Here is a 23,694-nt window from a genome sequence, read left to right as displayed (position 1 = left end):
GGGACGGGGTAGAAATGGTAGATTTCAAACTTGACAGCCGCATCCAAGGCTGCGTGCATAAGCAATTTGGATCTGTCAAGGTTACGGAGGTATCCATTTCTACCATTTCTGCCCCGTCCCCAAGTGGCAGGTGGCATACTGGAAAGAGCCTGTACGATTTTGCGATAAACCAGCAAGGAGCAAATCGACCATGACGAAGACCAAGGCACAGCAGATTATGGCAGCGACCGAGGCCCGCGCGGCTGATGACGTCACCGCAGCCATCCAAGATATCGCCGCCGAGTTTGAGCCCTACATCATCAAGCAGCGCCGGCACTTCCATAAGCACCCGGAGCTGAGCCTCGCCGAAGAGCGCACGACTTCTGACATCGCCAACCAGCTCGACGCCATGAATATCCCCTACGAGCGCCCGCTTAAGACGGGCCTGGTAGCGACCCTTCGCGGCACCGCACCCGACGCCTACCGCGAGGACGGCACGCCGCGCCGCCGCATCCTGCTGCGCGCGGATATCGACGCCCTACCCGTCACCGAGCAGACCGGCGAGGAATTCGCCAGCGTCAATGAGGGCTGCATGCACGCCTGCGGCCACGACTGCCACATTGCCATGATGCTCGGCACGCTGCAGATCCTGCGCCATATGACCGACGACATCCACGGCGAGGTCCGCATCGTCTTCCAACCCAGTGAGGAAAACGGCCAAGGCGCCAAACTCATGATCGGCACGGGTGTGCTCGACGGCGTCGATGGCGCCTACGCCGCACACATCTGGAGTGAGGTCGACGCCGGCACCGTAAGTTGCGAGCCCGGTCCGCGCATGGCCAATACCGACTGGTTCCGCATTGATGTCCGCGGCACCTCGTGCCACGGCGCCATGCCCCAGCGCGGCCACGACGCCGTCATGGTGGCGGCCGAGATCGTCAACGCCCTGCAGACCATCGTTTCGCGCGAGATCAGCCCCTACGAGCCGGCCGTCATTACCGTCGGCGAGCTGCACGGCGGTACCGCGCGCAACGTTATCGCCGGTACCGCCTACCTCGCCGGCACGGTGCGCACCTATGGCGATTCGACGCACGAGGAAATGCCCGAGCTCATGCGCCGCATCGTAGAGCACACTGCGGCGGCCCTGGGCGCCGAGGCTGAACTTACCGACTACACCATCGCCAACTACAAGGTCGAAAACGACGTCGCCTCGAGCGAGCGTTGTCGTCAGGCCGTGGTCAAGTGTCTGGGTGCAGCCGGCGAAGGCCATTATCGCGGCACGCTTTCGGGCGAGGATTTCTCGGAGTACCTGCGCCGTGTACCGGGTGTGCTTGCCTTTGTGGGCACGCGCAACCCCAAGATTGGCGCCACGTACGCCCAACATTCCTGCTTCTACAAGATCGACGAGACCGTGCTGGCTCAGGGCTCCATGGTGGCCGCTCAGTATGCTATCGACTTTTTGGCCGAGCCCACGCAAGAGGAGCTCGACGGCCCCGCTATCGCCGCGGTTGCCGAGACCAATCCTGCCTTGGCCGCCAAGTTACGCTCTGCCAAGGCGATGTCCGCCGAGGCTCGTGACGCCATCCATGATGCCCGCACGGCTCGCCATGCCGCCATCAAGGGCATCCACGAAGCTCGCACCGCCGCTCGTCACGAAGAGAAGCACAACGAGTAGTCGAATCGCGACCATCTCGCAGCCGTAGCCACATCGCGATGTCAAAGCGGGGGCGGACGTTTCGGCACGTCCGCCCCCGCTCATTCGTCAAGCACTATTTCTACCATTTCTACCCCATCCCCAAATGGCAGGTGACAGGGCTACTCGTCTTGCGGGTCCTCGTCGGAGCTTGGCGCGGGCTCCGTCGTGGGCTCGGACTCCGTCGCGGGCTCGGACTCCGGCGCAGATCCCGGGACAGACTCAGGCTCGGGCTCAGGCGCGACATCCGGAGCGCTGTAACCCGAAGGAGCGGACTTCTTCTCGAAGGGCAATACAAAAGTCAGGACGTCGTCCTTATCCTCGTCGGCCCACTCGCTTGCATAACGTGCGACCCAATAGCCAACGGCACGGTGCTTGAGCATCTTGCCAAAGACCGTTAGAAATACGGTGACGAAAGCGATCAACACCAGGAACAGTACGAGTGCGATGCCACCGCCGGTAACAATTGCCTCAATACCCGTAGGACGATAGTAGTAGCTATACATACCGACAGAGGCAATGGCGCCAAAGACGGCCGTCAAGATCCATGTGACAACGTTGGCGACCAGGCCCGTCAAAAACTCGGGAAGGAATGAAGCGCAAAACAGCTTGGTCTTATTGTTCTTAAAGGCCGCCCAGACCTTGTCGAGCGAAAACGCGCTCTCGACGCGACCGGTCACCGCAAAGTGCATCACGGCGATATCGGCGAACATCTTAAAGAAGACTCCCAGGACCGCCGTGGCAATCATAGCCAGGACAAGCAGGCCAAGCGAGCCAAACAGCGCAGTCTCGAGCGCAGAAGAGCCGTAATACGAATACGAGCCCGCCGCGCCAATTACCACGCTCTCCACCAGCGAAAGCACTACACCAATAACGGGAATGGCAGCGATAATCTCGAGCACGACCGAAATAACGCTCGAAAAGACCCCGAGGCCAAACGATGCGGAACGCATCAACGGACGATCCATGCCGTCATCGATCTTAAGCGACAGGTCGCGACCCCACTCGATGCCAAAGCCCGAACCGCACACGCTCGCCACGCAGGCGGCCAAAAAGCCGATGGCAGCTGCAATACCGCCGATAACGGGAATGAACAGCACGAGCACCGACACGACACAGATAAGCGCCGGCAAAAAAGCAATCTGGCACACGCGCTGCAGCACGCCCGGAGTCTTGGTCATGTCTTGGAACGCCTGAGCCACACAGCCCTTGGGCACGTTCATGGAAGGCTGGGGGACAAATTGCTGAGGCTGACCCTGAGGAGCGGAGGCTGCAGCACCGGCATTAGGGGCACCGCACACGCCGCAGAACTTGTCGTTATCGCCCATGGGGGCGCCACACTGCGAACAGAACATCGAAATCATCCCTTCGTATCTAGAGCGAATTACCTGGATCGCAAACGACGTCTTTGGCAACATTATCGCCCAATGTGGGGACAAATACCCCAAGATGACCGATTTGAAACGTAGGCGGCTTTATTCAATGGTTCGAAGGGTATATCCGCGCTAGTTCGTGCCGCGGAAGCCCTTGCCCACGATCTCGGAGCTGTCAACGATCGTGATAAACGCATCTGGATCGATATCGCGGGTATAGCGGCGCAGTTGCACTGCTTCGCGACGGCTCAGCACGCTCATGATCACCGTCACGCAATTGCCCGAGAAGGCACCGTAGCCGCGGCTGATCGTTGCCGTGCGGTTGAGATGCTTGACGATAAATTCCTCGACTTTGCGTGGCTCGGCGCAAATAATCGTACAGACCTTGCGCAAGTGAATGCTCTCGATGGCCTTGTCGACCACAAGCGTCTTGGCAAACAGGCCGAGCACGCAGTACAGGCCAACGCGCGGACCGTACAAAAAGGCCGCGATGGTCACGATGCCGATATCGACCAGTAGCAAGGCGCGTCCGATCTCGAGCGTCGTGCGACGCTTGAGGATCATGGCAAGGATATCGGTGCCGCCCGTCGAGGCGCCAATGTCAAAGACAATGGCACTGCCCAGCGCCGGCAAAATCACGGCAAAACACAGGTCGAGCCACATATCTCCCGTCATCGAAACATCCGTCGGAATGAAGAGCTCAAACAGCGAGACGTAGGCCGAAAGCGCAAACGAGGCAAAAACGCTCCAAAGGATTGCCTTGCGCTCCAAAAAGATAAAGCCCAAGACGACGAGAACCGCATTGATGATCCACATAAAGACGCCGACGGGCAGAGTCGGGAACAGCGTGGAAAGAATGACCGACACGCCCGAGGTTCCGCCGAAGGCAAAGTGATTGGGGGTTTTAAAGGCCACGATGGCGAACGCCGTGAGGATCAGGCCTAGATTGAGCTCGGCGAAAAAGCGCGGGAAGCCCGGCTCCTGGCTGCGCTTTTGACCGGCGCGCTCGCCACGTTCGATATCCTCGCGACCGACAACGCGCTCCATCGGCACCACGGGAGGACGATGCACCTCCTCGGCGGCACGCGACGCCGCCTCTGCCGCAGCGGCCTCAATCGCCCATGCCTTGCTTTCTGTTTCGTGCTCGTCGGCCATTACGGCAACCCCTCGTTAACAATTTGGAAACAATGCGCCCATTAGGGTAACGCGGAGCGCGAAGATTGCAACCCCTAGTTAGACGAGCGGTATGACTACATCGAGGGCATATAGAAAACGGTCGACCGCACTTTTGCTTGCGCGGTCGACCGTTTAGCGTTTTCGCAGGTAAAACCTATCGAAACAAACCTGGCCCTATTTGGTAGGTTACTCGTGCTGGCTGGTGCGGTGCTCGTACTCCTCGGGGGTGATGACATCCTCGATGCGCAGGTTGACGCCTGCCACCTCAAGGCCGGTCATCGCGGCCAGACGCTCGGTCACGCGCGCCTTAACGTCGTCGAAAATCGCGGGTGCGTAGGCGCCGTACTCGATAATGACGGAAATGTTGACGACCACGCGGTTGTCATCGGTGACCTCGACCGTCACGCCCTTGGTCAGGTTCTCGGCACCAAACTGCTCCTGCACAAAGTGCATAAGGTTGCCCTTCATGCCCAGGACGTGCGGCACCTCGCGGGTGGCCATGGCGACGATCTTCTCGATCACACCGTTGGAATAGGTCAGCGAATCCTCGGACTCGTCCGCTTCCTCATCATCCTCGTCCGCATCGTCGGTGGGCTCGGCCTCGACGAGCGCTCCGTCCTCGAGCGTTACGTCCTCAGCCTCGGCGGCGACGGTCTCGTCTGCCTCGAGCTCGGTATCGGCCACATCGACCTTCGTGTTAAAAGCCATGGTTCCTCCTTATGCCCACCGCACACGCGGCGGTCGAATACATACTAGCGGCCGCTAAACAGACGGCCGAAGAAGTTGACGATCCCGTTCTCGCCGTCACGGATCTGGCCAATCACGGCGCCGATCAGCACAAAGAATGCGATGACGAGTGTATCCCACAGGCCGAGCGTGAGCACCAGCACGGCGAGCACAAAACCAGCGACGGCCCCGAGCGTGGTGTTGGGATGACGGACGGCATAGCTCCAGATGGCCGCCCCCGTACCCTTGATGAGACCCATGGCCTCGTCAAAGTCGCTGGCGGCGCTGTCGTGCTGCTCGCCGGCCTCGGGCTTGGTGTCGGCGGACTCGCCTGCCGGCGTAGCGTTCTGGTCGATCGTCAGGCGCGGGGTGCGGACGGTCTTGTCTTGATTGGTGTCACTCACCGGAAACCTCCACGGTCTGGACGGTAGTCTTGGACGGCAAAAAACGGACGCGTGCGGTCGTGCCCGGCGTGCCGAGCATGGTGTCGCAGGCCTCCTCGATGCGCTGCTGCATCGAGGTGGCAAGAGCGGCAACGTCCTTATCGTCGAGCGCGATGGCTTCGACCTTAAAACGAACGTGCGACTCGTCGGAGCCTTGAACGCGCGCCTCGATACGCTCAACCATCACGCGATCATCGCACTCCGCCGCGGCACGGGCGCACGAGGAAAGCGCTGCGAGGGTGACCTCGATGTTGCGCTCCCCCGCCGGATGCACGCAGGACGGCTCGCGACGCGCGAACATCAGGCGGAAAAACCCGATGAGCACGCCAAGTGCCACGATGGCGGCGCACACCGTAACGACGACGCGAGGCATGGTGTCACGCAACAGTAGCATAAAGCGATACGTATACGGTCCCCAGAACTGGCAGACAAGCGTGCCCAGCGCCACGATGGCGGCGGCAAGGTACACGGTTGCTAGGGCTCGTTTGAGTACGCGCACGCGCGCTCCCTTCAGGTTTCGGTCCACAGAATGCAAAACGATTCGCATCATTATAAAAGAGCCGGGTCCGGTGCCATACGCACGCGGATCCGGCTCATCTATTCCACGAGGCTTGTATGCTCGCTTCATTATGCCCAGATATGCACGGCTTAACCCGTGCAGGCGCTACTCCTCCTCGAGGGCAGCGATAACCTCGTCGGTCATGTCCATGGTGCTGTAAACATCCTGAACGTCGTCGAGCTCCTCGAGACGGTCGATGAGGCGCTGGACCTTCTTGGCATCGGCGCCGGAGACCTCGGTCGGGGTGGTCGGAACCATAGTGGTCTCGGAGCCCTTGACCTGGATGCCCTGCTCCTCGAGCGCCTTGGAAACAGCCATGACGTCGTTGGCGGCGGTCCAAACGATCCACTCCTCGCCGGCGTCCTCGTAGTCGTCGCCACCGGCCTCGGCGATAGCCATCATGAACTCTTCCTCGTCACCGGCAGCACCGTTGGCGATCATGGTCTCCTTCTTGGCATTCTCGTCCAGGATCTCCTTGGCGACGACAATCTGGCCCTTGCGCTCAAACTGGAAGGCGACGGAGCCGGAGGTGCCCAGGTTGCCGCCAGCGTGGGAGAAGGCGGAACGGACATCGGCGGCGGTACGGTTGCGGTTATCGGTCAGGCAGTCGACGTAGACGGCAACGCCGGCGGGACCATAGCCCTCGTACACGATGTTCTCGTAGACGGCGGCATCGGCACCCGAACCGAAGGCCTTGTCGATAGCGGACTTGATCTTGTCCTTGGGCATGGACTGAGCCTTAGCCTTGGCAACGGCAGCGGCGAGGCTGGCGTTGTTCTCGGGCAGCGGGTCGCCGCCGAGACGGGCAGCAACGGTGATGTTGCGGCTCAGCTTGGAGAAGAGGGCGGAACGCTTGGCGTCCTGCGCGCCCTTACGATGCTTGGTTGTGGCCCACTTAGAGTGTCCGGACATACGTGTCTCCTATCGGTTTCGACCTAAAGCCCAGCGCAGATGCTCGGGCAATATAAACAAACGTCGTTATGATATACCTAGTGGCCTGCGAGATAAACCCCAAAATGAAGGCGTCGTGATGATGCAGCCCCCTTGGTGCAAAGTAACCTGTCCCCTTTGCACCAAGTTAGGACCAGAGGAGGTCGCTGCGGGTGATGGTGGCGCCGATGGCAAAGGGCATGCAGGCGATGACTGGATACAGGTAGCGCATATAGGTCGAGCCGTTGCAGGGACCGATCAAGCACACGGCGAGCACGCCCAGCAGCGGCACCCAAATGGCCAGCCCGCGCCACGAATGACGACGTAGCAGATAGACCACCACAGCGATCATGATCCACACATAGGTGGCCGAGCTCATGGTGAGCGAGATAAACGGGATGCGTTGTACTGCCACGCGATACAGGTTGATCAGGTGGTCGCACCAGCGCACAACCTTGCTATCGACCGGATGGAAGTCGAAGTACTTGAGGTTATCGGGCTTCGCCATGATCTCGGCACTGCGCGCCGTGCTGTAGACCCACGCATCGCGGGCACTCGGATAAAAGTAGCCGTAGTAGTTATTGATGAGCGCCGAGATATAGCACTCGGGATCCTTTTTGAACATCTGGGCCCACACCTCAAAATAGGCCTTGATGTCCTCCTGCGAGGCGTACTCATTAAAGCAATTTTTGACGGCGTCCGACTTATCCGGGTTGTAACGGCGGCCCAGATTCTCGTACTTAAGCACCCGATCGATCGCAGCACGTTCCTTATCGGTCACCAGACCGTCGCAGGGAGCTTCCTCAATCGTGCCGTCGTCTTTGACCTTAGGGTTAACGCCCGAATTAAGGCCGTCGTGCTTTTGGACGAAGCGCGCCGTCTGTTGAAACGGAATCGAGAGGATCTCGCGCTTGGAGCCCGGCGTGATATCGTGCGCGGGCATAAAGACCTTGGTAAAGTACATGTTGGAGGCAAGGCAGAGCACGAGCACCGCGAGAACGCCGGCCCAGCGGAAGCGCGGCGTGGCGCATGAGGGTGCGACGCCAGACTGTTTGACCACGCGACGGGCCACATGCGCGTCCCAGGCGCAAAACGCCGCCGCAATCACGCAGGCCGCCAACGGAAAGACCAGGCCGCCATTGCGCAAAAACGTGGAACCCATGGCGCCCAGCACGAGCAACAGCCAGTCGTGGCGCGCAAAGAGCACAGGCGTGCGCTCGCCCGCGCGCTCGGCATTGACATCGCGACGGGGCAGGCCACATGCCACGAGCTTGACGGTCTGAACGAGCAGTACCAGAAACGCATCGGCAAACAGTACGTCTTTGGTCAGCAGCGCCGCGTAGTTGGAGAACATCGGCATAAACGCAAAGAACAGCAAGATGACGCCGCGGACCGGCAGGCTCACGCCCAGCTTGCGCAGCGACGATATGGAATAGGCCACGCAGGCAGCCGTGATGACAAATTGGGCGCAGGTGTAGATGGCAAGACCCGCATTGGCGCTATTGAATAGCGAAAGCCCCAGTTGCACACACGAGCCGATGATGGCCGTGTGCACCACCGGATGATGGCCGTTGAGCAGCACGTTGGGGTTAAGCAGGCGCAGGTAGTCGCTCGTGCCGTTGGGGTAGTTGAACCATTGGCGGATCTGCGCGCCCGTATCTCCCATAAAGAGGCCGGGCAGCGAGGCGATAAGCGTGGGCACCCAGACAATCATGAGTACAAGAAACGGCCCAACAAAAGGATGGACCGAGAGCACGGCGTGGGCAACACGCCACACGCGGCCAAAATGCGCCTCCGAAAACGGAATGCGGCGAGAACTCAACCAATCCAAAAACTCAAAAGCCAGATAGAAGGACACAATCGCCAGAAGCATCCAGCCCGCGCCGCCAATCCAGGCGCAGATAACGCGCGCCTTGTCGCCCAGCACAATCTCGGCCGAATCGGTGAGGTCGTAACTGCGGCCGAACACCATGCAGACGGCAAAGAACAGCGATGGCAGCACAACCGAAGGACGCCAAGCGTCACCGCGGCCAAAGAACACATAGCGAAACGGCAGCGTGAGTAGGCAGGCCAGCGCGAGCAGCATCACAGCGTCGGTATGGCCGGCAAATGAGAGGAGTACCTCGTAGCACACGTAAAGCATGCCCGAGGCCTTTGGATCGATCGCCAGGACCGCGTTGCTCGACACCGGGGCGGAATCGATGGAAAACGCCGTGGTCGCCAGCAGGGCGAGCAAAAATGCGACGAGCGTCTGCTTGGCGGGATAGCGCTTAAACCAAACGATGCGGGCGGCGTCGCGCGCAGCCGTTGTGGAGAGATCGGAATCCTTCACAGTCCGAAAAGCCTTTCTAGAAACCTGCCAAAAAGGGACAGGTTTATTTTGGCAGGTTTTATCTGGGGAAACGTTACGGTTCTGTCATCGTTGCCTGGCAAAACCGCCACAAAGGTGCCTGTCCCCTTTGTGGTGTATGTGGTGGTTAGGCGTCGAGATAGATGCGCTGGGGACGGTTGCGACGGAGGGCAAAAATGATGAGCGCCAGGCCCGCAATCACGAGTGGCAGACTCAGCAGCTGACCCATGGTGATGACGCCGCCCAGCAGATAGCCCAGCTGGGCATCGGGCACGCGCACGAACTCAACGAAAAAGCGGACGATGCCGTACCCCATCACAAACACGCCCATAAACGCACCCTGGGGCAGCAGCGGTTTTTTGCGGCTGAGCACTTGCAGAATGCAGAAGAGCACAATGCCCTCGAGAAATGCCTCGTAGAGCTGGGATGGATGGCGCGGCATATCGCCCGCGGTGCCGCCAAAGATCACGCCCCAGGGCAGATCGGTCGGCTTGCCCCACAGCTCGCCGTTGACAAAGTTGGCGCAGCGCCCCAGGCACAGGGCCAGCGGAGCACCGATAACGGCAAGGTCGGCGATGGTCCAGGCGTCGAGCTTGTACATGCGGCACACGAGCACGCCGCCGATGATGCCGCCCACCAGGCCGCCATGGAAACTCATGCCGCCTTCGTTGGTGGCAAAGATCTCGAGCGGATGCGCCCAGTAGTAGCCGTCACCGTAAAAGATGACGTAGAACAGACGGGCGCCAATGATGAGGCCAAAAACCACGCCAACCACGACACTCATCAGGTCGTCGACCGTAATGTCAAAACCCCAACGACGCTGCGTGCGGTACATGACGACCGCCGTGAGCAGAGCTCCGACCACATAGGCCAAGCCGTACCAGTAGATGGTGATGGGCCCCGCCGAAATGGCGACAGGATCAAGCATATGGTAGAGGTCGTTGAGCATATCGGTCCCCCTGCTCCCTACATACAAATGCGGCCGCGGGCCTTTCGCTCGCAGCCGCACATTTGGGCATGACGTCTATGCGGAGCACATCGCCCGCAGCTTTCGCTTCTCAGAACGGCGCATACTCGTCGTACAGATCCTCGGCCTCGCCGGAGGCATTGACCTGCTCGACACGCGTAACGCCGGGCACGTGCTCCTTGAGGATACGCTCGACGCCCATGGAAAGCGTCAGAGCGCTCATGGGGCAACCGGCGCAGGCGCCCTGGAGCTCCAGCTTGACGACGCCCTCGTCATCAACGCCCATATACTCCATGTCGCCGCCGTCGGCCTGCAGGTTGGGGCGAATCTCTTCAAGAACCTTCTTAAGCAGCTCTTCGTTAACAGCCACAGGGGCTCCTTTCTCACAATAACGCGGGCGCGCCCGCGGACAGAGCTATGTTACTACAGCCATGTACCCGCTCGCGAGCCGTCCATGCGCGCGGACACGACTTTCACGAGCAGTTAATTTGACAGTCGATTTGGGACGGGGCTTAATTAGCCGCTTTTGTCAACGCCCGGCGCTCGTACACGCTGCCGCTACTGCTGAGTTTGTTCCCCGGTACCAATGTGGACATCGACGATAACCTGGCGGAAGCTAATGCCGCAGGAGTCGAGAATGCGGCGACTGATGCGGCCGTCGTCGGTGTCGGCGTACTTATTGTCCAGATAGACAACCTCGCCCACACCTACCTGCGCCAAGATTTTGGCACAGTCGTGGCACGGGAACAGCGTGACGTAGACCGTGGAACCCTCAAGGTCCTTGAGCGAGCCGCGGTAGTTGAGCACGGCGTTGGCCTCGGCATGAACTACGTAGTTATGCTTGTCCTGCAGCGGGTCATCGCTCGTGCCCCACGGGAAAAAGTCGTCGTTGAGCGCCGAGGGCGTACCGTTGTAGCCCACCGAAAGAATGCGGTGGTTGGTGCTGGCGATGCACGCACCCACCTGCGTATTGGGATCCTTGCTGCGGCGCTGCGCGGCGATGGCCACGCTCATAAAGAACTCGTCCCAGCTAATAACGTCGCGGCGCTTGCCCGACGCGGTTTGATGAAGATCGTCCGACATGGCAGACACCTCCGAAATCGAAATAGTTTGGCCCATTGTAGCAGGTGAAAGGTGGGGCTGTTTCCTCCCGGCGCCGACGTCCTTGGCTTTATGCGCGGCGAGGCTTTTGGTTGATGCGGTACAGCTCGGCGAGACCCCGCAGCGTCAGCGCGTCGTCTACCGTCAGGCTGTGGCCGACCAACGCCGCGAGCGCCTCGGCATCGTCGCCGGTGATGACAATGGGCACGCCGCCCTCGCCTGCCGCCTTGGTCGAGCGCATCTCGGCAAGCACCATGTCGAGCATGCCGTCGATACGGGCCACCTCGCCCAAGACCACGCCCGAGCGCATGGCCTCGCGCGTGTTGCGACCGATCACATGCGTGGGTGCCGAGGGCTCGACTTGCGGCAGGCGCGCCGCAGCGGCCGAGAGCGAGCGAGCGCCGAGCGCCAGCCCCGGCGCGATAACACCGCCGACAAAGGTTCCGCGCGCATCGATGACCTCGATATTGGTCGTAGTGCCCAGGTCGATCACGATGCACGGAGAGCCGTAGACGGCACGGGCCGCCACGGCGTCGGCGATGCGGTCGGGACCGATCTCGGCCGGGTCGTCGTAGTGCACGGGCATGCCGGTCTTAAGTCCCGGCCCCACGGTGAGCACGCGCCCCGTGCAGGTACGGGAAAGTGCCGCCTTCCACGGGCGCTCGAGCGCCGGCACCACGCAGCTCAGCACTGCTGCCGCGGGAACGAGCACACCAGGCATGCCCGCATCGGCTGCCAGTGCGCCCATGACCCGCGCGAGCCTCATGCGCGCCTCATCGGCCGTAATGCTCGGCGGCGTCGTGATCTCGCACGTCGCAAGCGGGCATTCCTGCGCCGCGGCCGAATCCTCGGCAAACAGACCAAAGCGAATGAACGTGTTGCCCACGTCGACCGTCAATATATATGCGCACCCATTAAGCATCGTCGGCGCTCCTTTCGTCTGCCCAGCAGTATATCGCCTACCCGAACCAGCCATCCCAGGTAGTCATTTTGGGACGGGGCTATTTTAGCTACCCCAATATGTCGGTTGATATTTGCCCCAATCCCAGATAATTCGTCGTCTGTCAAAGGGTAGCTAAAATAGCCCCGTCCCAAAATGACTACCTTGCCGCTATACTGATGCGCGGTCGTGCGCGAGCTCACGCGGCGGCCCTTGGTAACCCGACTTCCCGCGCCGTATCCGTAGCGGCGCTTGCGGGGGAAGCGGATATACGCAAAGGAGTTCTATATGGGCAATCCCTCGAACCGCACCTCTATGCGCGGTCAACTCACGCTGCGCGGCGTCGTCATCGGCGTCCTTGGCTGCGTGATTATCACGGCAAGCTCGGCCTACACGGCCCTCAAGATGGGCGCCCTCCCCTGGCCGATCATTTTCGCTGCCGTCATCTCGCTGTTCTTCCTTAAGCTCATGGGCAATGCCAGCCTCAACGAGGCCAACGTTACCCACACCATCATGTCCGCGGGTGCCATGGTCGCCGGCGGCCTGGCGTTTACCATCCCGGGCGCCTGGATGCTGGGCTATGCCGACCAGATCAGCTGGCTCGACATGTTTATCGTGGCGCTCGCCGGCACCATCTTGGGCCTTCTGGCAACGGCGCTCATCCACCGTCACTTTATCGTGGACGCCGCGCTGGAGTTTCCCACCGGCAACGCCGCAGCCCAGACCCTGCGTGCTACCGAGGCCGGCGGCAAGACCGGCAAGCAGCTCTTTGGCTCCATGGCCATCGCAGGCATCTATAGCGTGCTGCGCGACGCCCTGGGCGTGGTGCCCAGCATGCTGTGCACGCTCAGTATCCCCGGCGTGACCTTTGCCATCTACAACTCGCCCATGTTGCTGTCCATCGGCTTTTTGGTGGGCTTTGCCCCCGTCGCCTTCTGGTTTGCCGGCGCGCTGCTGGGCAACTTTGGCATTATCGTCGGCGGCACCGCTGCCGGCCTGTTCGATATTGTGACCGCGCAGGGTATCGTCAAGTCCTTAGGTATGGGCCTTATGATGGGCTTTGGCGTCGCCGTCGTCCTTAAAGACATCCTGCCGCAGGTCGCCGGTATCGTCCGCGGTCTTGCCGCCGACAGCTCCACCGACACCGACGAGCAGTCGCTCATCTCGGGCTCGCTTAAGCTCGACGCCGGCATCATCGGCCTGGGCACCGCCGCCATCGCCGTGATCATCGCCATCGCGCTCGACCTTGGCCCCGTCCCAGCCGTCATCGTCACGCTGTTCACCTTTGTCACCACCATCATGAGTGCGCAGAGCTGCGGCCAGACGGGTATCGACCCCATGGAGATCTTTGGCCTCATCGTCATGCTCATCGTAGCGGCCTTCGCGCAGCTTGCGCAGGTCAAGCTGTTCTTTATCGCCGGCATCGTGGCCGTGGCGTGCGGCCTTGCGGGCGACGTCATGAACGACTTTAAGGCCGGCGCCGTGCTGGGAACCAACCCGAGCGCACAGTGGATCGGCCAGGCCATCGGCGGCATCGTGGGCGCACTGGTCGCTGCCGCCGTCATGGTCGCGCTCGTCACCGCCTATGGTCCGGACGCCTTTGGTCCCGACAAGAGCTTTGTGGCCGCGCAGGCAAGCGTAGTCGCCACCATGGTCTCGGGCATCCCGAGTGTGCCGTGGTTCTCAGGCGGTTTTATCGCCGGCATCGTCATGTATTGGCTCGGCATTCCGGCCATGATGATCGGTCTGGGCGTGTACCTGCCGTTCTACATGTCGCTCACGGCCTTCTTGGGCTCCTGCGTCAAGCTCGCCTACGACAAGTGGGCCGCACACCGCGACGCCGCCGGTCTTTCGGGCAATGAGAAGGCTTCCAAGGATGCTGCCTTCCAGGAGCAGGGCCTGGTCGTCGCCAGCGGCCTGTTGGGAGGCGAGTCTGTCGTTGGCGTTATCCTGGCGTTTGTCTCCGTCGGCCTGAGTCTGCTGGGCTAAACCCAACAACAATGTACCCGTACAGAGCGCAGGGTCGGAGACCATCCGGCCCCGCGCTCTGTATCTGTCGAAACACTCGGCCGCAACCGCATTTGACGCCCCCCTTACCTGCCCGTCTAAGTTTCACGTCAAGATGACCGCCCCGCCCGCCACGGTGTAGAGTACATGCTGCGAGCGCGCCCGCGTTCCTGCGGCAATACGAGGTGGACATGGAACTCGACAAACAACAGATCAAGCGACTACGCAAACGCCATCACCGGCGCCACGGCATTCGACCTGCCCATAGTGAGGCCCTGGAGAGCACCGGCCGCTTCCTAAAGCGCGCATTCAACATTCGCGAGGGTCGCGCGCCCTATCACGTGATTCGCAAGCGCTTTGTAAACGGGGCGCGGCTGACCGGCTCGCACTTATGCATCCTCATCATCGCTATGCTCATCGCGAGCATCGGCCTCGATATCGACTCGGACATTGCCATCGTGGGCGCCATGCTCATCTGCCCACTCATGGGCTCGGTCCTTGCCATGGCATATGGCATCGCCACGCTCGACCGCGAGATTGCCGTCGAGGCCGTCGCCGGCCTCGCGCTACAGATGGCCTTTTGTCTGATCACGTCTACGCTGTATTTTAAGCTCTCGCCCCTTGGCACCACCACGGCCGCCATCATCGACAACTCGACGCCCACTGTGTGGGATCTTGCCGTCGCGCTCGCGGGCGGCTTTGCGGGCGGGCTGGGCAACTCGCGTGACCAGGAACCTGCCACGCTTATCGCCGGCGTGGCCGTGGCGACCGCGCTCATGCCTCCCCTGTGCGCGGCGGGCTATGGCATCGCCATTGCAAGCGGGTCACTGTTTCTCTCGGCGCTTTATGAGTTTGGCATCAACGTGGTCTTTATCGCACTGGCTGCCGAAGCCGTGCTGCTTCTTTTGCGCGTGCCGCTCAAGCGCGACCTGAACGGCGACGGTATTGTGACTGCTGAAGAAAACGCCGAGGTCAACGAGCTATCGCGCAAGGTGCGCCGCCGCATCATCGTGGGCACGGTGATCTTTGCCATCCCCTGCATTATTATGACGGCGGGATCTATTGGCTCGGCGCAGGCCGGCGTGCAAGACGGCTACGGCGTCACTGAAACCACGCGCGAACTTGCGGCGGTGCTGCCGGGCTTTAAGGATTACACCGTCGCCGTCGAGACCTCGGCCGCCGAAGGCGACAAGGAGGGCGTTGTCGAGCGCCAGACTGTCGCTCGCGTAACGACAAGCGAGACGCTCGGGGCGCACGACCGCCGTGTTGCCCGCAAGCTCATCGACCTCAACGTACCCGAACTCGATCGCGTGGAGTTTGACGTGAAGTGATGCGGAACGCGAGGTAGGCCCGGTACGAGCGCGCGCAGCCGCGGGGCACAGGCACAGCCAAGCGCAGCGCTACAGCTCGTACTTGTACACGCGGTAGATGTACTTCTCGGCTTGCATCTCGTACGTGGCAATGGGCAGTCCATAGCGATCGTACTCGGCAAAGGTCTTGGCTATGCCCGATGCCACGAGCATGCTATTCGAATCGCCGACGCGCTGCGCACTACTTACGTAACCCGAGAACGGCACTGCGATCTGGTCCACAAGCTCGTAGGTGCGCGCGGTCTCGTCCACCGTAAAAATGCGCCCAAACGAGTGCGTTCCCTTGCTGTAGTCGGTCACTACCGCAGCGCCCAGCTGGCCCCAGTCGAACTTGGGATAGCTCTCGGCAGCACCAAAGTTGTTGTCGTATAGCAGCACCTGGTAGCGACCAGTCGCGGTCGTCTCGTCGTTTGGCAGATAGGTCACACTATGCTGGCCTGCGTTGAGCGAAAAATCGCCTTGAGCCTGCAGCAACTTGTCCTCAAAGCCCGAGCCGGCCCAAAACTCTGGCGAGCCCATAAGCCAATCGACCGTAGGCGTACCGTAGATATCCGTGAGCTTGATGACCGTTGAGGTCTCGCGCGAGCTGAGCAAAACGGTGCCGCCGCCGAGCCACTGGATCGTGTTGATGTGAATCCAATCCAGGTCGCCGTCCGAGGCAACCTTGGCACTTGCCTTGAGGTCGGGGAATATATCGCCCAGGTCCACGACGAGAGAGACGTCACCTGTTGTTATGTCGACCTTAATGATGAGGTCCTCTACATTAACGCGATCGTCCTTATCTTTTTTGGCAGCCGCGCGATCGACGTCCAAATCGGCTTCGGAGCCGGCGTGACTCGCCAGCACCAGCAGGTTGCCATCGTCATCGAAAGCGTAGTCGTGGTGTAGCTCGTAGTCGCCCGTGCTCCAGACGTTTACCACCTGGCCGATGGCGTTGATATGGGCCATCTTGGTAGTCGAGACGCTCATGATCATGCTGCCGTCGCCCGGGAACAGCAAGCGGTGGCTGCGGTAGCCGACAATCGGCACCTCGCCGCGAATCTGGCCGTCGTTGTCGTAGAGGTACATAAAGTCGAGCTTGGACGAGTCGTTGCCCAGAATAGTAAAGAGACCATCGGCAAGCGGCGTATTGGACTCCCCCGACGTGACGGTGAGCTGCTCTTCTTCCTCGCCTTTGAGAGCCGGCGTCTTGACCGTGAACGTCGAGGTGCGGCTGATACCGTCTTGTGCCGTGCAAGTGATGGTTACCGTGTTTTTGTGGTTGGGAATGAGGCCGATGACCTTGAACTCGTGTTCCGTGGCCGGCGCGTCACCGCCGTGGGGCGTATGGGAAAACGCGGCGACCTTGGGCGTGTCGCCAGTCTTTTTGCGGCCGGCGACCTTGTAGGAGACGGTTACGGAATCCGTTGTCGCAAAGCGAACGTAGCAGCTCAGGGTATCGGTGCCAAAGGGATCCTGCGCGATAAACGGAGTGGTCTCGTTGTAGCCGCCGTCAGCGTACTCGGCATCGAGCCGCTCCTTGATGGCCGCCTGCTTCTCGACGTCGTAGGTCGCGACAATCTGCTTGTGAAGTTTCTTTTGCTCGTCAGTGAGCTCGTTGCTCGCAGTAGATGCGGCGCCCGTGCCGGCCCCGCCGACCGAGCAGCCCATGAGCCCTGTCCCGGCAAGCGCCAGCGTGCCCGCCGCACCCGCAAGAGCCGCTCGACGCGAAAACAGTCTGCTGTCCTTGTCACTCAATTCCATATCGTTACCGTCTTTGAATACCATTGTTGTTCCCTCATATACCACGGCGTTTGACCAGCCCTGTCTAATTATGACTCGCAGTTTAACAAACGCCCCTTAATGCAAGTTTAAGCTTGTAGCGATACGGAAACGCGGGGCGCGAAGGGAATCCGCAACCCTTCCGCTCCCAAGTGATCAATCGGGGCGGCCGCGATGGTGCTCGATCCAGTCCGCGGCAAAGTCGACAAGTTCGCGTTGGCGCATAAAGCGGATTGTCCCGTTGCCGAGCGGCGCTGCGGCGCACTGACACTGCAAATGATACGTTTCTCAATGTGGCCGAGGAATCTTTTTAGTACTTGAAGAAGCCCTCGCCCGAGCTTTCGCCCAGCTTGCCTTCGTCGAGCATCTGCTTGAGGACGGATGCCATGGCCTTAAAGTTGTAGGGCATCATCATCTTTTTGAGCAGCGGGCTCACCAAGCCCGGCACCTTCTGATACTGCATGACGATGTTATAGGCCGTCTGGATGCCCACGGTGTCGAACACGCGGAACGGGCCCTTGGGCGCGCCAGTGCCGCGCGTCCATGCGAGGTCGACGCTCTTGGGGTCGCTGACGCCCGAGACGTACAGATCAAGGCCCGAAAGCAGCCACGGCACCAGCATGGAATTGAGCAGATAGCCGTTCTTTTCCTTGTTGACGGGCAGGGCAAGCATACGGATGTCGCTAGCAAAGTCGACGAGCTCATCGAAATAGCGCTTGTCGGTCTGGTCCTGAGCCATGACCTCGGTCATGTTGTTCTTCCAGATGGAGTTGGCAAAGTGCAGCGACAGGTACTTCTCGGGGCGGCCGGTGTACTTGGCAAAGGTGCTCGGCAGCAGCGTGGAGGAGTTCGTCACGACAACGGTCTTTTGCGGGAGAACCGGGGCGAGCTTCTTGTAGAAGTCAATCTTTGCCTGGGTGTCCTCGGCCATCGACTCGATAACCAGATCGGCGTCGGCCACTGCCTTGGCAAGATCGAGCTCTAGCTTGAGTGTGGAGTAGGCACGCTCGACGGCGGCGAGCGCCGCCTCCTTGTCGAAGGGTTGGTCGCTATCGGCGATACCGGCACACCACTCGCCCGTGCCGTCCGCCATGCCCTCGATAGCCGCGATGTACTCCTCGCGCACATGATCGATCTTGGGCTGAGTGCGGCCGATGCTGCCCTCGCTGCGCAGCCAGATCGTCACATCGAAGCCGCAGTAGGCAGCCTGAAAGGCAATCTGGCTTCCCAACACGCCGCCACCGGCAACACAAACGGTCTTGTAGCTCATAGGAACAGTCCTCTCTTACGTAATTCCATGGATGTGTATTTATTCAACCGTAAGGATGACGCGCGCTGGGGGTGGGTTCCATAAACGGACGGTAATTTGCGGCGAACGGCTACATATGTTCATTATCTCAGGGTTCCAAGAGCGATTTTTGGTGCCACTGAGACGTCGCCTTCGGAAGAGGTGATAGTTGGGGCGTTTACGCAGCATACGTCCAGCAAAAACGGGTGGTAGCCGATACGGCTACCACCCGTTTGTCTCATATCTAGCACATAGCAGGCCAACTACTTCTTAATGCCGCGTCCCAGACGCTTGGCGACCGATGCAACGGCCTCCTCGCTGACCGAGCCACAGCTCACGCAGCCATCATGGGCACGCATCTGGCCGGTGACCTCGTCCATCGCGAGCGGCGCCACCTTCTCGAGCTTAAAGCCCTTACCGGCGCGCATGTTTTCCTTGGCCACGCTGATCATGAGCTTAATGCGGTTGAGCTGGTTGACCTCGGACGCGCCGGGGTCGTAGTCCACTGCGACAATGTTGCTCTCGGGGTGCTGACGGCGCAGCTCCTTGATTACGGCCTTGCCCACCACGTGGTTAGGCAGGCACGCAAAGGGCTGCGTGCAGATGATGTTGGGCGCGCCATGGTCAATCAGGTCGAGCATCTCGGCCGTGAGCAGCCAGCCTTCGCCCATGTTGTTGCACACCGAAAGCACCGTACGGGCCTTGTCCGCCATGGTGCCGATGCGCTCGGGCGCCTCAAAGCGGCGGGACTTTTGGAGCAGCTCTTCCACCGGCGTACGCATCCAGTCCACGAGCTTGATGAGCGCCTGCATACCAGCGCGCGTGGTTGCAGAGCTTCCGAGCTCATCCTTCTGCAGCTCGGCGTTGCTCATGGAGTACAGGAAGAAGTCGAGCAGGCCCGGCACCACGGCCTCGCAGCCCTCGCGCTCGATAACGTCGACCACGTGGTTGTTGGCTGTGGGGTGGAACTTGACCAAGATCTCGCCGACCACGCCCACGCGCGGCTTGGTGCCCTCACCCACGAGCGGCATGGTGTCAAACGCGCGGATGGCCTCGCGGCACAGCTTGGTGTAGTTGTGGCGGTTGAACTTGGGCGCCAGCTTGCGGGCGCGCGCCATGTACTCCTCGTAGAGTGCGTTGGCGGCACCGGGCGTAGCCTCGTATGGACGACAGCGATAAAGCATCTGCATCATCACGTCGCCAAAGAGCACCGCGTAGACTGCCTGCTTAAGCAGCGCCGGCGTAATCTTAAAGCCGGGGTTGTCCTCACCGAGCGCCACCGCCGAAAGCGAGATTACCGGAATCTCGGGGTGGCCGCTCTCGCGCAGGGCCTTGCGGATGAGTGCGATGTAGTTGGTGGCACGGCAGCCGCCGCCGGTCTGGCTGATAACCACGGCCGTCTTGGACAGGTCGTACCGGCCGCTCTCGATGGCCTCCATAATCTGGCCGGTCACCAAAATGGACGGATAGCAAATGTCATTGTTCACATAGCGCAGGCCGGCCTCGACGGCGTCGTGATCGGTCGAGGGCAGCAGCTCCAAGTTGTAGCCGGCACCGCGGAACACCTCTTTGACCAGGTCAAAGTGGATCGGCGCCATCTGCGGGCACAGGATGGTGTAGCCCTCCTCGCGCATCTGCTCGGTAAAGGGCACCTTGGGCCACGCTGTCGATGCGCTCTCGCGCTGAGCCTCGAACGTGTACTTGCGGCTCGCGAATGCGGGGGCATCCGTGGAGGGAGCCACCGGTGCGGCATCGCCCTGCTCGTAGGTCTCGCCCGCGGCCGCGGCCTCGGCCAAACGCTCGGCCTCCTGGTCCTTAAGCGCGGCCATGAGCGAGCGGATGCGGATGCGCGCGGCGCCCAGGTTGGACACCTCGTCAATCTTGAGCACGGTGTAGATCTTGCCGCTGGCCTCCAGAATCTCCTGCACCTGATCGGTAGTCAGGGCGTCCAGGCCGCAGCCGAAAGAGTTGAGCTGGATCAGGTCCAGGTCGTTGCGCATCGTCACAAAACGGGCGACGGCGTACAGGCGGCTGTGGTACATCCACTGGTCGACGACGCGGATGGGGCGCTCGGGCTTCACCAGGTGCGCAAGCGAATCCTCGGTAAAGACCGCAAAGCCAAAGCTCGAGATAAGCTCGGGCAGGGCGTGGTTGATCTCGGGGTCGTTGTGGTAGGGGCGACCGGCGAGCACGATGCCGTGACCGCCATGGTCCTCGACCCACTTAAGGGCCTCCTCGCCCATGGTCTGGATATCCTCGTGGAAACGCGCATCGGCCTCAAATGCAGCGTTGACGGCGGCATCGACCTCGGAGCGCGTGATCTTGGGACCGCGCACGCGACCGCGACCGGCCTCAGCATCGGCCACGCGGTCGACGGCAAGCACCTGGTACAAGCGACGCTTGAGCTCGGTCTTGTCGTGATAGGGCACAAACGGGTACAGGAACTCGATGTTCTGCTCACGGATCTCGTCGATGTTGAGCGCCAGCGCCGTGGGGTAGCTCATGACGATGGGGCAGTTATAGCAATTGCCAGCCGTCGGATCCTCCTTGCGCTCCCAGCGAACGCACGGCATCCAGATAAAGTCGACATCCCGGTCGATAAGGTTCATCACGTGGCCGTGGCTCATCTTGGCCGGATAGCACACGCTCTCGGACGGCATGGACTCGATGCCCGCCTGGTAGGTCTTCTTGCTCGACTGGTCGGACAGCTGCACGCTAAAGCCCAAGCGCGTAAAGAACGCGTGCCAGAAGGGGTAGTTCTCGTACATGTTGAGTGCGCGCGGGATACCCACGGTGCCGCGCGGGGCCTCGTCGGGGCTCAGCACCTCGCGATTAAAGAGCAACTCGTTTTTCTTTTTGAAGAGGTTAGGGGCCTCGGTCTTTTGCTTTTTGTGTCCGGCGCCCTTCTCGCAGCGGTTGCCGGTAATGAAGCGCCTGCCGCCGCCAAAGTCGTTGACGGTGAGCTGGCAGTTGTTGGAGCAGCGACCGCAGCGGACGTGCTTTTGCGTCACAGTGAGGTGCGCGATGTCCTCGGCCGAAAGGATGGTCGAGGTGCCGTCGGCGCCAGCGCGATCGCGGGCGAGCAAGGCCGCACCATAGGCGCCCATGCAGCCGGCGATGTCGGGACGCACGGCGTGAACGCCGGTGAGCTGCTCAAACGCGCGCAGCGTGGCATCGGACATAAAGGTACCGCCCTGGACGATCACCTGGCTTCCGATCTCCTTGGGATCGCGCAGCTTAATGACCTTGAACAGGGCATTCTTAATGACGGAATAGGACAGGCCGGCCGCGATGTCGCCCACCGTGGCACCTTCCTTTTGCGCCTGCTTAACACGCGAATTCATAAAGACCGTGCAGCGACTGCCCAGGTCCACCGGAGCCTTGGCATGGATGGCGGCGTCGGCGAACGCGCGCACGTCCATGTTCATAGAGACGGCGAAGCTCTCGATAAAGCTACCGCAACCCGACGAGCAGGCCTCGTTGAGCATGATGTGCTCGATAACGCCGTCCTTTACGCGCAGGCACTTCATGTCCTGGCCGCCGATGTCCAGGATAAACTCGACGCCGGGCAGGAACGCCTTGGCGCCGCGTAGGTGCGCGACGGTCTCGATCTCGCCGGAATCGGCCTTGAGGGCCTCGATGAGCAGCGCCTCGCCGTAACCCGTGGTGGTCACGTGGCCGATGGTGCAGCCGGCGGGGATGTGGTTGTAGAAATCGGCCATGATGACCTTGGCCGTACCCAGGATGTCACCGTTGTTGTTGCCGTACCAGGTATGCAGCAACTGGCCGTCCTCACCCACAAGCGCGGCCTTCATGGTGGTGGAACCGGCGTCGATACCGATGAACACGCGACCGGTGTAGCCTTCGAGCTTGCCCTTGGGGACGACTTCGGTGTCGTGGCGGGTCTTGAACTCGGCAAAGTCCTCGTCGGTGGCAAAGAGCGGATCCAGACGCTCGACCTCGGCGCCCTGTGTGTCACCCAGGGCATCGATGGCCTCGATGAGCTGCGGGAACGTGCTGAGCTTATTGGACTCGTGCGCCATGGCGGCACCGCTCGCCACAAACAGGTGAGCATTTTGGGGCACGATGCGGTGCTCCTCGTCCAGGTTGAGCGTGAGGTAGAAGCGATGGCGCAGCTCGGAGAGATACTGCAGCGGGCCGCCCAGGAAGGCGACGTTACCGCGGATGGGACGGCCGCACGCCAGGCCCGAGATAGTCTGGGTCACGACGGCCTGGAAGATGGAGGCGGCCACGTCCTCGGGGCGGGCGCCCTCGTTGAGCAGCGGCTGCACGTCGGTCTTGGCAAAAACGCCGCAGCGGCTGGCGATGGGATAGATGGTGGTGGCGTTGGCCGCGAGTTCGTTAAGGCCGCTGGCGTCGGTGTGCAGCAGGGTTGCCATCTGATCGATGAACGCACCCGTGCCACCGGCACAGGTGCCGTTCATGCGCTGCTCGATGCCGTTATCGAAGTAGATGATCTTGGCGTCCTCGCCGCCCAGCTCGATGGCGACATCGGTGGCCGGGATGAGGGTCTCGACGGCGCGCTTGCTGGCGATGACCTCTTGGACAAACTCCAGGTCGAGCCATTGGGACAGCAGCAGACCGCCCGAGCCGGTAATGGCGCAGGTCATCTGGGCCGTCGGCAGCACGGCCGCAGCGCCCTCGAACAGGTCGCGGGCGCAAGCGCGGACGTCGGTGTGGTGGCGCTGGTACTTGGCGTAGACGATCTGGTTGTCGTCGTTGAGCACGGCGAGCTTAACGGTGGTGGAGCCAACGTCGATGCCCAGGTGCAGGTTGCCGTGGGCGTTGTCGGGGTTGAAGATTGCGCCTTCGGGGGCGTGGGCGGCGGCTGCGGGCTCGCTAGCGACGGACGTCTCCCCTGCCGCGTTCTTGGCATCGGCAACTGCCTCGGCAACTTTCTCGGCAGCCGCGGTCGCGGCCTTCTGCGCGGCGTCCACCACGGTGGGCGCAGCCTCGCGTGCGGCGGCGACCATGCGGTCCTTGATGCCCTCGACGAGTTTGCTCATTGTC

The 23,694-nt window shown here is 61.3% G+C and carries 17 protein-coding genes; 3 read left to right on the top strand and 14 right to left on the bottom strand.

Going from position 1 to position 23,694, the window contains the following annotated elements:
* The first annotated feature begins 190 nt into the window (after nucleotides 1-190).
* Nucleotides 191-1,654, top strand: a complete 1,464-nt coding sequence (locus tag ACTNBB_RS02040) for a M20 family metallopeptidase (protein ID WP_441056387.1) — start codon at nucleotides 191-193, stop codon at nucleotides 1,652-1,654.
* A gap of 140 nt (nucleotides 1,655-1,794) precedes the next feature.
* Here the strand turns inward: ACTNBB_RS02040 and ACTNBB_RS02035 are convergent, their stop codons facing one another.
* The 11 genes from ACTNBB_RS02035 to ACTNBB_RS01985 all read right to left on the bottom strand — a co-directional run bounded on the left by ACTNBB_RS02035 (nucleotide 1,795) and on the right by ACTNBB_RS01985 (nucleotide 12,219).
* The gene (locus ACTNBB_RS02035) at nucleotides 1,795-3,027 is read right to left on the bottom strand and encodes a zinc-ribbon domain-containing protein (protein ID WP_441056386.1); all 1,233 of its coding nucleotides are present in this window, start codon (nucleotides 3,025-3,027) and stop codon (nucleotides 1,795-1,797) included.
* Nucleotides 3,028-3,177: 150 nt separating this feature from the next.
* Nucleotides 3,178-4,200, bottom strand: a complete 1,023-nt coding sequence (locus tag ACTNBB_RS02030) for a YitT family protein (RefSeq protein ID WP_441056385.1) — start codon at nucleotides 4,198-4,200, stop codon at nucleotides 3,178-3,180.
* A gap of 207 nt (nucleotides 4,201-4,407) precedes the next feature.
* Nucleotides 4,408-4,929 carry an Asp23/Gls24 family envelope stress response protein gene (locus ACTNBB_RS02025; protein WP_441033445.1) on the bottom strand — a complete coding sequence of 174 codons (522 nt, stop codon included), beginning with the start codon at nucleotides 4,927-4,929 and terminating at the stop codon, nucleotides 4,408-4,410.
* Nucleotides 4,930-4,973: 44 nt separating this feature from the next.
* Nucleotides 4,974-5,351: a DUF2273 domain-containing protein gene (locus ACTNBB_RS02020; protein WP_370450537.1), complete on the bottom strand. Its 378-nt coding sequence runs from the start codon at nucleotides 5,349-5,351 to the stop codon at nucleotides 4,974-4,976.
* On the bottom strand, nucleotides 5,344-5,889 hold the full coding sequence (locus tag ACTNBB_RS02015) for a hypothetical protein (protein WP_441056384.1): 546 nt from the start codon (nucleotides 5,887-5,889) through the stop codon (nucleotides 5,344-5,346). Before ACTNBB_RS02015 ends, ACTNBB_RS02020 begins: the two co-directional genes overlap by 8 nt.
* Nucleotides 5,890-6,054: 165 nt before the next feature.
* The gene (locus ACTNBB_RS02010; RefSeq protein WP_154514825.1) at nucleotides 6,055-6,861 is read right to left on the bottom strand and encodes a YebC/PmpR family DNA-binding transcriptional regulator; all 807 of its coding nucleotides are present in this window, start codon (nucleotides 6,859-6,861) and stop codon (nucleotides 6,055-6,057) included.
* A 166-nt stretch (nucleotides 6,862-7,027) separates the two neighbouring features.
* Nucleotides 7,028-9,211 carry a DUF6020 family protein gene (locus tag ACTNBB_RS02005; RefSeq protein ID WP_441056383.1) on the bottom strand — a complete coding sequence of 728 codons (2,184 nt, stop codon included), beginning with the start codon at nucleotides 9,209-9,211 and terminating at the stop codon, nucleotides 7,028-7,030.
* A 145-nt stretch (nucleotides 9,212-9,356) separates the two neighbouring features.
* Nucleotides 9,357-10,178: a prolipoprotein diacylglyceryl transferase gene (gene lgt / locus ACTNBB_RS02000; RefSeq protein ID WP_441056382.1), complete on the bottom strand. Its 822-nt coding sequence runs from the start codon at nucleotides 10,176-10,178 to the stop codon at nucleotides 9,357-9,359.
* 109 nt (nucleotides 10,179-10,287) lie between these two features.
* Nucleotides 10,288-10,566, bottom strand: coding sequence for a NifU family protein (locus tag ACTNBB_RS01995; RefSeq protein WP_370450539.1), 279 nt, complete (start codon nucleotides 10,564-10,566; stop codon nucleotides 10,288-10,290).
* A 188-nt stretch (nucleotides 10,567-10,754) separates the two neighbouring features.
* On the bottom strand, nucleotides 10,755-11,279 hold the full coding sequence (locus ACTNBB_RS01990; RefSeq protein ID WP_154514829.1) for a deoxycytidylate deaminase: 525 nt from the start codon (nucleotides 11,277-11,279) through the stop codon (nucleotides 10,755-10,757).
* A gap of 88 nt (nucleotides 11,280-11,367) precedes the next feature.
* Nucleotides 11,368-12,219, bottom strand: a complete 852-nt coding sequence (locus ACTNBB_RS01985) for a type III pantothenate kinase (protein ID WP_441056381.1) — start codon at nucleotides 12,217-12,219, stop codon at nucleotides 11,368-11,370.
* A 306-nt stretch (nucleotides 12,220-12,525) separates the two neighbouring features.
* Between ACTNBB_RS01985 and ACTNBB_RS01980 the strand changes: the two genes are divergently transcribed.
* Together ACTNBB_RS01980 and ACTNBB_RS01975 are read left to right on the top strand one after the other, a co-directional pair.
* Complete coding sequence (locus ACTNBB_RS01980; protein ID WP_441056380.1) at nucleotides 12,526-14,226, top strand: OPT/YSL family transporter; 1,701 nt, start codon at nucleotides 12,526-12,528, stop codon at nucleotides 14,224-14,226.
* A 209-nt stretch (nucleotides 14,227-14,435) separates the two neighbouring features.
* Nucleotides 14,436-15,575 (top strand): DUF389 domain-containing protein, encoded by a 1,140-nt coding sequence (locus ACTNBB_RS01975; protein ID WP_441056379.1) that lies wholly within the window; start codon nucleotides 14,436-14,438, stop codon nucleotides 15,573-15,575.
* 69 nt (nucleotides 15,576-15,644) lie between these two features.
* Here the strand turns inward: ACTNBB_RS01975 and ACTNBB_RS01970 are convergent, their stop codons facing one another.
* The 3 genes from ACTNBB_RS01970 to ACTNBB_RS01960 all read right to left on the bottom strand — a co-directional run bounded on the left by ACTNBB_RS01970 (nucleotide 15,645) and on the right by ACTNBB_RS01960 (nucleotide 23,690).
* Nucleotides 15,645-17,381, bottom strand: a complete 1,737-nt coding sequence (locus ACTNBB_RS01970) for an aryl-sulfate sulfotransferase (RefSeq protein WP_441056378.1) — start codon at nucleotides 17,379-17,381, stop codon at nucleotides 15,645-15,647.
* Between the two features lie 304 nt (nucleotides 17,382-17,685).
* A complete protein-coding gene (locus tag ACTNBB_RS01965) occupies nucleotides 17,686-18,645 on the bottom strand; it encodes a 3-hydroxyacyl-CoA dehydrogenase (RefSeq protein WP_441056377.1) in 960 nt (319 codons plus the stop codon).
* A gap of 281 nt (nucleotides 18,646-18,926) precedes the next feature.
* Nucleotides 18,927-23,690, bottom strand: a complete 4,764-nt coding sequence (locus tag ACTNBB_RS01960; protein WP_441056376.1) for an acyl-CoA dehydratase activase-related protein — start codon at nucleotides 23,688-23,690, stop codon at nucleotides 18,927-18,929.
* Between the last annotated feature and the right edge of the window lie 4 nt (nucleotides 23,691-23,694).

It is taken from the genome of Collinsella sp. HCP28S3_B9, assembly GCF_052066095.1.
In the GTDB taxonomy this organism is placed as follows: Bacteria; Actinomycetota; Coriobacteriia; order Coriobacteriales; family Coriobacteriaceae; genus Collinsella.
This window is presented reverse-complemented; position numbering and strand designations above follow the sequence as displayed.

What these genes read in the sequence shown, in the direction of transcription:
- ACTNBB_RS01970 (WP_441056378.1), bottom strand. Translation starts at nt 17,381, where the DNA reads ATGGTATTCAAAGACGGTAACGATATGGAATTGAGTGACAAGGACAGC.
- ACTNBB_RS01975 (WP_441056379.1), top strand. Translation starts at nt 14,436, where the DNA reads ATGGAACTCGACAAACAACAGATCAAGCGACTACGCAAACGCCATCAC.
- ACTNBB_RS01985 (WP_441056381.1), bottom strand. Translation starts at nt 12,219, where the DNA reads ATGCTTAATGGGTGCGCATATATATTGACGGTCGACGTGGGCAACACG.
- ACTNBB_RS01960 (WP_441056376.1), bottom strand. Translation starts at nt 23,690, where the DNA reads ATGAGCAAACTCGTCGAGGGCATCAAGGACCGCATGGTCGCCGCCGCA.
- ACTNBB_RS01990 (WP_154514829.1), bottom strand. Translation starts at nt 11,279, where the DNA reads ATGTCGGACGATCTTCATCAAACCGCGTCGGGCAAGCGCCGCGACGTT.
- ACTNBB_RS02010 (WP_154514825.1), bottom strand. Translation starts at nt 6,861, where the DNA reads ATGTCCGGACACTCTAAGTGGGCCACAACCAAGCATCGTAAGGGCGCG.
- ACTNBB_RS01980 (WP_441056380.1), top strand. Translation starts at nt 12,526, where the DNA reads ATGGGCAATCCCTCGAACCGCACCTCTATGCGCGGTCAACTCACGCTG.
- ACTNBB_RS01965 (WP_441056377.1), bottom strand. Translation starts at nt 18,645, where the DNA reads ATGAGCTACAAGACCGTTTGTGTTGCCGGTGGCGGCGTGTTGGGAAGC.
- ACTNBB_RS02040 (WP_441056387.1), top strand. Translation starts at nt 191, where the DNA reads ATGACGAAGACCAAGGCACAGCAGATTATGGCAGCGACCGAGGCCCGC.
- ACTNBB_RS02030 (WP_441056385.1), bottom strand. Translation starts at nt 4,200, where the DNA reads ATGGCCGACGAGCACGAAACAGAAAGCAAGGCATGGGCGATTGAGGCC.
- ACTNBB_RS02035 (WP_441056386.1), bottom strand. Translation starts at nt 3,027, where the DNA reads ATGTTCTGTTCGCAGTGTGGCGCCCCCATGGGCGATAACGACAAGTTC.
- lgt (WP_441056382.1), bottom strand. Translation starts at nt 10,178, where the DNA reads ATGCTCAACGACCTCTACCATATGCTTGATCCTGTCGCCATTTCGGCG.
- ACTNBB_RS02025 (WP_441033445.1), bottom strand. Translation starts at nt 4,929, where the DNA reads ATGGCTTTTAACACGAAGGTCGATGTGGCCGATACCGAGCTCGAGGCA.